12 protein-coding genes are annotated in these 12,079 nt (G+C 40.3%); 3 read left to right on the forward strand and 9 right to left on the reverse strand.

The features are described 5' to 3' along the window. The first annotated feature begins 16 nt into the window (after positions 1-16). Together HPE63_RS16975 and HPE63_RS16980 are read left to right on the forward strand one after the other, a co-directional pair. On the forward strand, positions 17-685 hold the full coding sequence (locus HPE63_RS16975; RefSeq protein ID WP_188315506.1) for a uracil-DNA glycosylase family protein: 669 nt from the start codon (positions 17-19) through the stop codon (positions 683-685). 184 nt (positions 686-869) lie between these two features. Then, positions 870-3,413, forward strand: a complete 2,544-nt coding sequence (locus tag HPE63_RS16980; RefSeq protein ID WP_188315507.1) for a phosphoenolpyruvate carboxylase — start codon at positions 870-872, stop codon at positions 3,411-3,413. A gap of 91 nt (positions 3,414-3,504) precedes the next feature. Here the strand turns inward: HPE63_RS16980 and HPE63_RS16985 are convergent, their stop codons facing one another. Further along, complete coding sequence (locus tag HPE63_RS16985) at positions 3,505-3,648, reverse strand: hypothetical protein (RefSeq protein ID WP_188315508.1); 144 nt, start codon at positions 3,646-3,648, stop codon at positions 3,505-3,507. 121 nt (positions 3,649-3,769) lie between these two features. Further along, positions 3,770-5,266, reverse strand: coding sequence for a M20/M25/M40 family metallo-hydrolase (locus tag HPE63_RS16990; RefSeq protein WP_188315509.1), 1,497 nt, complete (start codon positions 5,264-5,266; stop codon positions 3,770-3,772). Positions 5,267-5,425: 159 nt separating this feature from the next. Between HPE63_RS16990 and HPE63_RS16995 the strand changes: the two genes are divergently transcribed. Next, complete coding sequence (locus tag HPE63_RS16995; protein ID WP_188315510.1) at positions 5,426-6,841, forward strand: alpha-amylase; 1,416 nt, start codon at positions 5,426-5,428, stop codon at positions 6,839-6,841. Between the two features lie 5 nt (positions 6,842-6,846). Here the strand turns inward: HPE63_RS16995 and HPE63_RS17000 are convergent, their stop codons facing one another. Genes HPE63_RS17000 through HPE63_RS17030 form a run of 7 tightly spaced genes read right to left on the reverse strand, consistent with a single transcriptional unit; the run spans position 6,847 to position 12,065 of the window. Beyond that, positions 6,847-7,071, reverse strand: a complete 225-nt coding sequence (locus HPE63_RS17000) for a hypothetical protein (protein WP_188315511.1) — start codon at positions 7,069-7,071, stop codon at positions 6,847-6,849. Positions 7,072-7,075: 4 nt separating this feature from the next. Beyond that, positions 7,076-7,837 carry a tryptophan synthase subunit alpha gene (gene trpA / locus HPE63_RS17005; protein WP_188315512.1) on the reverse strand — a complete coding sequence of 254 codons (762 nt, stop codon included), beginning with the start codon at positions 7,835-7,837 and terminating at the stop codon, positions 7,076-7,078. A 16-nt stretch (positions 7,838-7,853) separates the two neighbouring features. Next, on the reverse strand, positions 7,854-9,035 hold the full coding sequence (gene trpB, locus HPE63_RS17010; protein ID WP_188315513.1) for a tryptophan synthase subunit beta: 1,182 nt from the start codon (positions 9,033-9,035) through the stop codon (positions 7,854-7,856). Then, the gene (locus HPE63_RS17015) at positions 9,032-9,694 is read right to left on the reverse strand and encodes a phosphoribosylanthranilate isomerase (protein WP_188315514.1); all 663 of its coding nucleotides are present in this window, start codon (positions 9,692-9,694) and stop codon (positions 9,032-9,034) included. The genes trpB and HPE63_RS17015 overlap by 4 nt, the downstream gene beginning before the upstream one ends. 1 nt (position 9,695) lies before the next feature. Further along, positions 9,696-10,490 (reverse strand): indole-3-glycerol phosphate synthase TrpC, encoded by a 795-nt coding sequence (trpC, locus tag HPE63_RS17020; protein ID WP_188315515.1) that lies wholly within the window; start codon positions 10,488-10,490, stop codon positions 9,696-9,698. Between the two features lie 11 nt (positions 10,491-10,501). Then, positions 10,502-11,494 (reverse strand): anthranilate phosphoribosyltransferase, encoded by a 993-nt coding sequence (trpD, locus tag HPE63_RS17025; RefSeq protein ID WP_188315516.1) that lies wholly within the window; start codon positions 11,492-11,494, stop codon positions 10,502-10,504. Between the two features lies 1 nt (position 11,495). After that, on the reverse strand, positions 11,496-12,065 hold the full coding sequence (locus HPE63_RS17030; RefSeq protein ID WP_188315517.1) for an anthranilate synthase component II: 570 nt from the start codon (positions 12,063-12,065) through the stop codon (positions 11,496-11,498). Positions 12,066-12,079 lie beyond the last annotated feature (14 nt).

Here is a 12,079-nt window from a genome sequence, read left to right on the forward strand (position 1 = left end):
TAAATAGGTAAACCAGTTGTTTTTTCATTCACATCCATATGAACCCTTTCTTTTTGAGGAAGCCACGAAGTTGATTGTGGGCACTTTACCTCCGCCCAGGTTTACGAGCGGCGTATTGAAAGCTGGTGACGTAGACTTTTGTTATGGCAGTAGGGACGGTCAGTTATGGCCCATACTTAATCAAATCTTCGATTTAAATTTAAAGTTTGAAACCACTTTTGAAGCGATAGAACAGAGAAAGCGGTTTTTGATTCAACGAAAGATAGGGATCTGTGATATTGTGCAAAGCGCCGAACGTACCAAGGTCGATGCGTCTGATCTGGGAATGACAAACATAAAACTAAGAAATATCATAGGTTATCTACAACAATATGAGAAAGTCGATACCTTGTTGTTTACTGGGGGAAACAGTAAAAATGGGCCGGAGTATTTTTTTCGCCAACACCTAAAACAACACAAGATAAAGTTAGGGTTGGTCAAGAATCAAGTGCCACGAATCCATCAATTTAAGCTGCCTTCTGAAAATGGTTTGCAGAGAACTATACAAACCGTTTCATTGATCGCTCCCTCCGGAGCGGCCAATAGGGCCGTGGGGAGCCTCATGGATTTTAAGGAATTGAAAACCAAAAATCCAGGGTTCAGCACAGTGGATTACAGGGTGCTACAATATGCCCCATTTTTTTAGTACATCTTTAGGTGTTTCCTTAATATTTATTTTGGCTACCTGTTGGTTTTGTATTATAAGTGCCTTATTTTGTTATTTGATTAAATATGCAAATAGGGTTAATGGAATATGTCGATATTTGCCCATTCATTAAGTAAGGTAAATCCACAACCACTTTAAAATGTGGATACATTTGTAAAAGTCTATGCATCAAACAGAAAGATTAGCGGAATTTAAAAAATCGGTTCAGAATAAGTTCAATGTTTACAATAGCTTATTCCTGAATCTTCCATATAGGAATATCGAAAATGTAGGCATGGTGGTTCCACTTTTGCACCATCAATCTGTACAGGGTCTTAACCAAGGGCTTAATCCCCAGGACATTTTGGAATCGTTCTTCAAGAATTATGTGATGATAGAAGACGAAAAGGACCAAATAGATTTTATGTTCCGGATTATCCAGTATGTAGAGCGACAAGTAGTCTTGTACGATAGTGTTGAAGATGCGGCATTTCCGAAACTCCAAGAACATAGCGATTCACTTTCCATCAAGGATTATTTTCAACTGGTGAACAAGACCAAAAGTTGGGACAAAGTGACGGAAAAACTATCGACCTTCAGTGCCAGGATCGTACTTACAGCGCATCCGACCCAATTTTATACCCCAGCCGTACTTGATATCATGAACGATTTGCGGTTACTGATCTTGGATAATAGAATCGATGATATCGATGTTACCTTACAGCAATTAGGACTCACTTCCTTAATAAACAGCAAAAAGCCAACGCCCTTAGACGAGGCCAAAAACATTATCTATATCCTTAGGCATGTCTATTATGATGCCATGGGCGATTTATATGCCTACATAAAAGAGAATATTGATAATGATGATTTCGAGAACCATAATATAATGAAACTGGGATTTTGGCCAGGAGGTGATAGGGACGGCAACCCATTTGTAACGGCTGAAATAACAAAGAATGTCGCCGATGAGCTTAGGCTTAATCTAATGAAATGTTATTATAACGATCTTAAATTCCTACAGCAAAAACTTACTTTTAAGAAAGTTCAAGGCCCTTTGAAAATATTACGAAATCAGCTTTATTCGGCAATGTTCAATCCTAAGAAGAGTATACCATACCAAGAGATAATCAACCCTTTGATGATCATACGTGATGTTTTGATCAATGATTACCATGGGCTCTACCTAGGTAAGTTGGATCATTTTATCGATAAGGTGAAGATTTTCAAAACACATTTTGCAACACTTGATATTAGGCAAGACCATAGCCAACATGTTTTGGTTGTAGAAACCATTTTAAAGAAGAATGGGTACATAAAAGAAAGTATCGATGAATTGAAACAGGCCGAATTAGTTAATATACTGGTTCAGAAAAAAATCAAAGCAGATCCAAAGGACTATAAGGACATTGTAAAAGATACACTTTTGAATATTTCCCAATTGAAGGAAATACAGGCTAAAAATGGGGAAGAAGGCTGCAATAGGTATATTATCAGTAATTCTGAGGATATATTCTCCGTATTGTATGTGTATGGTTTGTTCAGATGGTGTGGCTGGCAAGATGATGCGATCACATTCGATATTATTCCGCTCTTTGAAACCATGAAAGGCATGTCAGAAGCCGAGGGTGTTATGCAATTCTTGTTTGATCTGCCTGAGTATCGCAGGCATTTAGAACAGCGAAAAGATAGCCAAACGATGATGCTCGGCTTTTCGGATGGCACTAAGGATGGAGGGTATGTAAAGGCGAACTGGTCAATTTTAAAGACTAAGGAACAGCTCTCCAAGATTTGTAAAAAGAACAATATCAAAGCCCTGTTTTTTGATGGTCGGGGTGGCCCGCCGGCACGTGGGGGTGGAAAGACCCATCGCTTTTATGCTGCCCAGACCAAAGATATCGCGAACAACGAAATACAATTGACCATTCAAGGACAGACCATTACAAGTACATATGGCACCAAGGAACAGTTTATGCACAATAGTGAGCAATTGTTGACCGCAGGTTTGTCGAACAATCTATTCGGGAAAGAAAACGTGATTTCCAAGGAACATCGTAAACTCCTGGAAGAATTGTCCGATTTGAGCTTTGAGAAATACGATGCATTGAAGAACCATGAAATGTTTATTCCTTATTTGGAAAACAGGAGCACACTTAAATATTACCAAAAAGCCAATATTGGTAGTAGACCAGGGAAAAGAGGTAATAAGAAACAATTGACCTTAAGTGACCTTAGGGCTATTTCTTTTGTAGGTTCATGGAGCCAATTGAAACAGAATGTACCTGGTTATTTTGGGATAGGTACGGCTATAAAAACGATTCGGGATACGGGTCGATTAAGGGAACTGAAAAAGATGTACAGGGAAGTCCCCTTTTTCAAGGCATTGATGCATAACAGTATGATGTCGCTCACAAAATGCTATTTTGAATTGACAAGCTATATGAAGGAGGATGCGAAGTATGGCGGTTTTTGGAATATTCTTCATGAAGAATATCAGCTTTCCAAAGAAATGCTGTTGTTGATTTCCGGTACCGAGGTCTTAATGGAGAATGAAGCCACATCGCGGGAATCTATTCAAATTAGGGAAAACATTGTACTACCTCTTTTAGTAATCCAACAATATGCACTTCAAAAAATAGGGCAAAAGACGGTCTATAAGGATGTTTATGAGAAAATAGTTACTCGATCTCTTTATGGGAATATCAATGCAAGTAGAAATTCAGCCTAAGAAAAAAGACCTTCAGGTTTTTATACCTTGAAGGTCTATAATTATTGTTTTTTATGCTGCAAAGTTTCTGAAACAAAGCAGTTTTAAAGCCCTACCTTTTATTCTGCTGCTTTCTAATGGTTTTTTTGTCAATATCAAAAGTATTGGTATCGATACTGGTATTTCCCGTCGGATTGGTCGGATTTGACTGTTCTACTTTTCTTTTAAACTTTTTGTTGTCTTTAATTATTCCCATTTAATTTATTTTTTAGGTTCATAAATAATATAAGGGTCAAATACGACAATCTCCGTTAAAAAGGTGATAAAGCTTTGTTAGGGAATGTTAAGGTGATGTCAATAAAGGTTCAAAAGGTCACTTAATTCATTTTTGTGCTTAGAATCCCATAAAACGCTTTGATCCCATAGGCTAGTTGCCCTATTCTAAGGTTCTCATTGGGACTATGCTGGTCGTTGTCGGGATTTACCATGGGAACGATGAACGCCGGAATCTGTAATTCATTGATAAATGGGGCAATGGGTACGGTACCGCCCATGATACGTATTTGAACCACATCATCCCCAAAGGAATCCTTTAAAACATTAACCAAAAAATTACCATAGGCATTGTTCAGGTCTGTCCGAAAGGCATTGGTGACCGATCCTTCAGTTATGGTGATGATCTTCTCATGAGCCATACGTTCCTCCTTGGTCGGTATCGAATCCATGATGAAGAATCCTTGATTTTGGATATGGGTTTTTACAAGGTCTTTGAGTCTGTTGCCATTCGACTCTGGCACCAATCGCATATCGATTTCGGCCGTGGCGCTTTCGGGAATTATAGTCCTGACTTTTTCACCAATCCATCCTGAACCCAATCCTCGAATATTCAATGAAGGATATTGCAAGGACTCTTGATAAAAACCACCTACTTTTTCAGGTGTTTTTATAGCTAGATACCCATTTATGGTTGCAGCATCCTCGGGGACATTTTTTAGTATCTCAGTGGTTGGGGCATCCAAGGATATTCCGTCATAATACCCATTAACCAACACCTTACCTTCGGCATCTTTCATACTGGCCAATAATTGGGCCAGTTGAAAACCGGGATTCGGGGCATAATTACCATAATGGCCACTATGCTGTGGTTTCATGGGTCCGTACGTGGTCAAGGTAAGCGTGGTGATGCCACGGCAACCATACACAACCGTGGGTTTGCCCGAAACATGTACCGGGCCATCATTAATGACCAGGAAATCGGCTTTCAACAAATCGCGGTATTCCTTAACCGCTTTTGGAAGAGGGCGGCTTCCTTTTTCCTCCTCGCTATCCAGGATCACTTTTACATTGAACGGGAAGGTTACATTGTTCCGTTTCAAAAGATCAATGGCGTTCAATAACATTACAATAGGGCCTTTGTCATCTGAGGTCGAGCGACCGAAAAGGCGCCAATCATAATTTAGATTATTCGCCAAACTATCAAAAGGTTGCTTTTTCCATTGATTCCCATCTTTTGATTTTAAGACAACGCTGTACGGGTTGGGTTGATCCCATTTGGTTGGATCGACCGGTTGCCCATCAAGATGCATATAAAAAAGAATGGTCGGTTTGTTATCCTCCATCGGTAATGCCGCAAAAAACAAGGATTCACCTTGAGTGGGTAAAATCGACGAATTAAATCCCCTTGCATTGAATTTGTTGGTCAACCAAGTTAGGTTTCTGTTAATGTCGGCATGTTCCGTGGCATCATTCGGGATGGCGACAAATTCCCGGAGTTCATTAATGGAATGGCTCACGTAGGTTTTTAAAACATCGTCATCCTGTGCCGTGGAATACCCCGAAATTACTAAACAAATTAGGGCAAGGTATCTTTTCATTTTCAGTATTTTTTGATAGGGTTTAAAAGTAGGCAATTCTGGTTTTTTGGTCGTAGTTTTTCCCATTTAATTATCAAGCGGTATATTTATTAAAATGAGTGTCCTCTTATCAAGTATTACTAACTTTACCCTTTTACAAATAAAATAAATTCCGAAAAAATGACTTTTTCAAATTGGTATTCAAAAATACCCTTGTTGATTTTGATTTTGGCAAATACACTATTCTATTCTTGTTCAGAAAACGGGGATGCTGAAGACATGGATTACGGTCCAATTTCTGTAGGGAAGGACTTATCTATTTATTTAAACGGTAGGGGGGTGATGATGCAAGCTTTTTACTGGGATGTTGAACCTCGTTTTGAATGGTGGAATACCATTGCCAATAAAACGGACGAATGGGCAGTTGCGGGAATAGATAGAATTTGGCTACCACCAGCATCGAAAGGGCAATCTGGAGGCTATTCCATGGGTTATGACCCATCGGACTATTATGATTTGGGGGAATATTTTCAACATGGCACCACGGAAACACGTTTTGGGTCAAGAACGGAGCTAGATAATCTAATTGCTAAGGCCCATGGCAATGGTATCGAGGTTATCGCAGATATTGTAATGGGCCACAACAGTGGAGGTGGTTTGCAGTATAATCCTTACCGGGATAAGGATACCTATACGCTGTTTAATCAATCGCATGGAAATGCCTCGGGAATATTCAATAGAAATTATGAGGATTATCACCCGAACAGCATTCATGCTATGGATGAACAAGCTTTGTTTTTTGAGGAACAAGACCTTTGTCATCTACAACCCAATGTTCAAAATGGATTTTGGAAAAATGAAAATTCCGTGGCAAAATATTATAAAAATACCGTCGGTTTTGATGGTTGGCGATTTGATTATGTCAAGAGTTTTAACGCACAATTCGTTAAGGCATGGACCGATGAAGTTGGCGGATGGTCAGTGGGTGAGTTTTATGATGGTAATGCCAATTTGGTTCGACAGTGGATGACGGGCTCTGGTATCAACGCATTCGATTTTCCCTGTTTGTTTCAGATGAAGGATGCATTTCTGCAAAATGATTTGAGTACTCTTGAAACTGGTGACATGCTTTGGAAAACCGATCCTGATAAAGCAGTGACTTTTGTGGCAAACCATGATACGGATCGTGAGCCAGTAATTAAAGAAAGCGATAAGCTTTATGCATACGCTTACATTCTTACACATCCGGGCTATCCCACAATTTTTTATTCCGATTATGAAAATATCGAATTCAAGGAAAAGTTGAATACACTTATATATATCAATAGAACACTTGCAGTTGGTGGGCTCACGGTACTATTTTCAAGTAACGAGGAATACATTGCTATGCGTGAGGGTGAAGGCGCAAATCCAGGATTGATCATCTACATCAACCGTAAGGCCTCAAAAGATACCCGAACGGTCATTACTCCTTGGATCAATAAAAAGCTACATGATTATTCAGGGAGTATTACTACCGGGCTTAGCACGGATAATGCCGGATCGGTATCACTTAAAGCTCCTGCAAGGGGTTATGCCATTTGGTCCTTGAACTAATGACCCTAATTTTTCAATAGGCCAATTACCTTTAAAACAATCAACCGCAGTAAAAGGATAAATGGGAAACCATGCAATACCACATCGAACCAATCCATAAAGGCCATGCCGTTTGCCCCACCGGCAATCCAACGGATTTTACCCCAGATATGTGGTTCAGGGAAAAAGGGTGCCAAGCCTAAAGCAAGACATAATAAAATAACAAGTTTCCAATTATTTACGAATTCCATATACTTATCGAATAGATTTAACAAACTTGGATATGGCATCGACCCCATGTGACGTCAGATGTTTAATAAACGCGGAGCCTATAATCGCCCCAGCTGCAGAACGCGTAGCTTGTTTAAAGGTTTCCGCATTATTGATACCAAAACCAACAATTTGAGGATTCTTGAGTTTCATTGCTGAAATACGGTCAAAATAATGTTGCTGTTCTTCACCAAAACCTTTGGTAGTGCCTGTGGTACTGGCCGAACTGACCATATAGATAAATCCGTTCGAGGCATCATCGATTTGTTTGATGCGCTCATCGCTGGTTTGTGGGGTTATGAGGAATACATTGATCAAACCGTATTTTTTAAAAATAACCTCGTATTCACTTTGATACACGTCCAAAGGTAAATCTGGTAGAATAAGTCCGTCGATACCGATCTCATGGCATTTTTTACAGAAAGCCTCGACCCCATATTGAAAAACGGGATTAAAATATCCCATGATAATCAATGGAATGGAAACCGATTTACGAATATCCTTTAATTGTTCAAAAAGTAGTTCGGTATGCATGCCTTTTTTTAAAGCAGCTGTTGAGCTTTCTTGAATCGTTGGCCCGTCGGCCAAGGGATCTGAAAAAGGCAACCCAATTTCAATGAGGTCAACCCCGTTTTTTTCCAGTTCCTCTAGTATGCGTACCGTATCATTCAATTCAGGGTAACCAGCTGTAAAATATATGGAAAGGATTTTTTTACCTTCTTTGATTTTTTGGTTTATTCTGTTCATCGTAGTATGTACCAAGTTAGAGTTCAAAATAGTTGATATAGGTGTCCAAATCCTTATCACCTCGCCCGGAGAGGTTGATAACAACAATGTCATCCGGCCTGAACTTCTTATACTCCAATATGGCAAAGGCATGGGAGCTTTCAATGGCTGGAATAATTCCCTCTAACTTTGAGAGCAATAATCCGGCTTTCATGGCCTCATCATCGGTAATGGAGATAAATTCCCCACGCCCGGATCTAAACAGATGGGCATGCATTGGGCCCACGCCGGGGTAATCGAGTCCGGCCGATATGGAATAAGGTTCCGTAATCTGTCCGTCCTGGGTCTGCATTAACAGGGTTTTACTACCATGGATAATCCCGACTTTTCCAAGTGCCGATGTGGCTGCACTTTCTCCTGAATCGATACCTTTTCCTGCAGCCTCGACGGCAATGATCCCTACTTCCGGATTATCCAGATAATGGTAATAGGCACCCGCGGCATTACTACCACCACCTACGCAGGCAACAACAAAGTCAGGATTTTCAACACCTTCTTTTTCTTTGAGCTGCCATTTTATTTCTTCGGAAATCACGGATTGAAACCGGGCTACCATATCGGGGTAGGGGTGTGGTCCTACCACGGAGCCAATAATATAATGGGTGTCGACGGGATTATTGATCCAATCGCGAATGGCCTCATTGGTGGCATCTTTTAAAGTTCTGCTCCCCGATAACGCCGGACGGACTTCTGCACCCAACATTTTCATCCGGGCTACGTTGGGGGCCTGTCTCGCAATATCTATTTCACCCATATACACCACACATTCTATACCCATTAATGCGCAAACCGTAGCTGTGGCAACACCATGTTGTCCGGCACCTGTTTCGGCAATGATCCTGTTTTTGCCTAATTTTTTGGCCATAAGTATCTGGCCAATGGTGTTATTTACCTTATGCGCCCCAGTATGGCATAGATCCTCCCTTTTGAGGTAAATCTTCGTATTGTATTTTTTTGATAAACGCTCAGCGAAATACAAAGGTGTCGGCCGACCAACATAATCCTTCAATAACTGGTCGAATTCCTTTTTGAATAAAGGTTCTTCCATAATACGGATATAGTTCTGTCGAAGTTCCTCCGTATTCGGATAAAGCATTTCGGGGATAAATGCCCCACCAAACTCCCCGTAATATCCTTTTTCGTCCGCGTGATATTTCATCTTAAACTTTTTATAAATTCTTTTAATTTAACAATGTCCTTCAACCCAGGTGCAATTTCAAACCTACTATTCACGTCTACGGCATGGCAATATCTTGATTCAGGCCGTGTCATAAATTCCTTGACGGATTCCAAATCCTCCAAACCAATGCCTCCACTTAGAAAAAAAGGTTTTTTGGATGGATAATCCTTCAATACCTTCCAATTGAACTTATATCCATTGCCTCCCGGCAATTTTCCTTTTGTATCGAACAAATAGTAATCACAAACCGATTCGAACGGCTGAAGTTCTTTAAAATCAAAGGCTTCTTTTATCGTAAAAACCTTAATGATCGAGACCCCTTTCAATTCACTTTTAAGAATACGACAGAATTCTGGAGTTTCATTCCCGTGTAATTGCACGGTTACAAGTTGATGGGCATTGACTTTTTCAATAATTTCTTCGATATATGCACTAACAAAAACCCCTACCTTTTTAATACGATGCGGTAGTTCCGCCCCATTCCCATCAAAATACCTTTTGGATTGTTCCCAGAATATAAATCCCAAATAATCGGGGTTTAATCCAGCAACGGCCGAGGTATTCAAATTCATACCACAAACCTTTATCCTTAGAGGCTCTCTTTCCGATTCGTTAGTGATTTTATGGTATTGGCTCATCTTAAGAATCTTCTTTATGCAAGGTATTAATGAACGTCATGGCACTTTTGCCTGGGTCATCGGTTTTCATAAAGTTCTCACCAATCAAAAAGCCTTGATACCCAAATAGCCTTAATTCTTTAATGGCTTCAACACTGCTAATACCACTTTCCGATACTTTTACAAAGTCGTTGGGAATCATGGTTGAAAGTAACTTGCTGGTTTCCAAGCTGACTTCAAACGTCTTTAGATTACGATTGTTCACCCCAAACATATCTAAACTGGGCATTATTGATTTTTGCAATTCCCCTTCATTATGGACTTCCAAAAGAACATCCATATTAAGGCTTTTTGCCAATTCAGAGAACGTTTTTATTTCATTTTTGGTCAATATGGCGGCGATCAAAAGAATGGCATCCGCACCATACGCTTTCGCTTCGACTATCTGATATTCATCAACAATAAATTCCTTTCGTAATAAAGGCAAGTCAACTGAAGCTCTCGCCAATAACAAATCTTCCAGCGAACCTCCAAAGTATTTAATGTCGGTAAGCACACTCATACCGCAAACCCCTGCTTTTTGATACCCTTTAGCCACTTGGCCAACATTTGTGTTTTGATTAATCGTTGATTTAGAAGGAGACCGCCTTTTGTGTTCTGCAATAATCCCTATGCTGCTATTCCGAAGTGCACTGGCAAGTGAGGCACCTTTTCTTTCAAACATAACGGATTGTTCAAATTGGGTAGAAGGGACAATCGATTTTTTTAACGCAACCTCCTTGCGCTTGTCTTTTACTATTTTTTCTAGGATGTTCATAGTCAATTTTTTTAAGCACTCAACGCCTGTAGTCGTTTTAAAGCGACCAATCCTTTTCCTGATCGTAATGATTCTTTGGCGCTCTCAAACCCTTGTTTAGGATTTGACCCATTGACTGTGGCTATGGCTATTCCGGCATTAGCGCAGACGACGTTATTTTGGGCTTCGGTACCTTTGCCTTCCAAGATATTCATAAAGATTTTAGCCGATTCTTCAATGGTTTCCCCACCGACTATTTGACTCTTTTTAATGCGATTTACGCCGAAATCTGCCGGATTTATTATGCCCTCCGAATTGTTCGAAATGGTTTTTGTGGCCCCGGTCAATGAAATTTCATCGTACCCGTCCAGTGCATGTACTACGGTGAAATTCTTATCGGTATTCTGATAGAGGTAACCATACATACGTGCCAATTCCAAATTAAAAACGCCTACCATTTGGTTTTTGGGAAAAGCAGGGTTGACCATGGGTCCCAGCATATTGAAAAAGGTCTTTACAGCCAATTCCCTTCGGATTGGGGCCACATTTTTCATGGCCGGATGGAACAAAGGGGCATGTAAAACACAAATCCCTGCTTCCTCTATAGACCTGGTAAGAAAATCAGCTTCATTGCTGAATTTTATCCCTAAAAATTCCAGGACATTGCTACTCCCACATTTTGAGGATACCCCATAATTTCCGTGCTTCGTTACTTTGATACCAGCACCAGCCGTTACGAAGGAAGCCAGGGTGGATATGTTGAAGGTATCCTTTCCATCACCGCCCGTTCCGCATAAATCGATAGGGTTGTACGCTGATAAATCTATGGATAGGCATAATTCCAACAATGCATTCCGAAAACCCTCAAGCTCCTCGATGGTTATACTTCGCATCATATAAACCGTTAGAAAAGCCGCGATCTGACTCGTGTTATACTCCCCTTTGGCGATATTTACCAAAACCCCTTTGGCATCTTCCTTGGTAAGGATATCGTGATTGATCAGTCTATTTAAAATTTCTTTCATACTAAGCTTTGCCTTTTAACCAGTTCTTCAAAATTTTCTTACCCTCAGGGGTCAACACCGATTCGGGATGAAATTGTACGGCACATACGTCATATTTTTTATGCCGAAGAGACATAATCTGTCCGTTTTCGTCAATAGAAGTCGCTTCCAAAACTTCGGGCATATTCGGATCAACGACCCAGGAATGATAGCGACCAACTTCAATTTCCCTTGGCAATCCATCGAAGATATGATCATCTTTGGTGATTTTTATTTTTGTGGCTATCCCATGATAAACCTCATCCAGATTGATCAATGAACCCCCGAAAACTTCGGCGATGGCTTGTTGCCCCAAGCATACTCCAAATATACTTTTTGTTTGGGCATAGGTTGCAATGATTTCTTTAAGCAACCCGGCCTCATCAGGGATGCCGGGACCAGGTGATAAGACGATTCTATCGTACGCAGCAACCTCTTCCAAAGTTAGTTGGTCGTTTCTTTTTACGATGACTTCACAATCCAAATCCTCCAAATAATGGACCAGATTATAGGTAAAGCTGTCATAGTTGTCGATTACCAATATTTTTTTCATATCATCTCTGTTTT

The sequence above is a fragment of the Maribacter arenosus genome (assembly GCF_014610845.1).
In the GTDB taxonomy this organism is placed as follows: Bacteria; Bacteroidota; Bacteroidia; order Flavobacteriales; family Flavobacteriaceae; genus Maribacter_A; species Maribacter_A arenosus.

What these genes read in the sequence shown, in the direction of transcription:
- HPE63_RS16980 (WP_188315507.1), top strand. Translation starts at nt 870, where the DNA reads ATGCATCAAACAGAAAGATTAGCGGAATTTAAAAAATCGGTTCAGAAT.
- HPE63_RS16990 (WP_188315509.1), bottom strand. Translation starts at nt 5,266, where the DNA reads ATGAAAAGATACCTTGCCCTAATTTGTTTAGTAATTTCGGGGTATTCC.
- HPE63_RS17030 (WP_188315517.1), bottom strand. Translation starts at nt 12,065, where the DNA reads ATGAAAAAAATATTGGTAATCGACAACTATGACAGCTTTACCTATAAT.
- trpB (WP_188315513.1), bottom strand. Translation starts at nt 9,035, where the DNA reads ATGAAATATCACGCGGACGAAAAAGGATATTACGGGGAGTTTGGTGGG.
- trpA (WP_188315512.1), bottom strand. Translation starts at nt 7,837, where the DNA reads ATGAACAGAATAAACCAAAAAATCAAAGAAGGTAAAAAAATCCTTTCC.
- trpD (WP_188315516.1), bottom strand. Translation starts at nt 11,494, where the DNA reads ATGAAAGAAATTTTAAATAGACTGATCAATCACGATATCCTTACCAAG.
- HPE63_RS16985 (WP_188315508.1), bottom strand. Translation starts at nt 3,648, where the DNA reads ATGGGAATAATTAAAGACAACAAAAAGTTTAAAAGAAAAGTAGAACAG.
- HPE63_RS17000 (WP_188315511.1), bottom strand. Translation starts at nt 7,071, where the DNA reads ATGGAATTCGTAAATAATTGGAAACTTGTTATTTTATTATGTCTTGCT.
- trpC (WP_188315515.1), bottom strand. Translation starts at nt 10,490, where the DNA reads ATGAACATCCTAGAAAAAATAGTAAAAGACAAGCGCAAGGAGGTTGCG.
- HPE63_RS16995 (WP_188315510.1), top strand. Translation starts at nt 5,426, where the DNA reads ATGACTTTTTCAAATTGGTATTCAAAAATACCCTTGTTGATTTTGATT.
- HPE63_RS17015 (WP_188315514.1), bottom strand. Translation starts at nt 9,694, where the DNA reads ATGAGCCAATACCATAAAATCACTAACGAATCGGAAAGAGAGCCTCTA.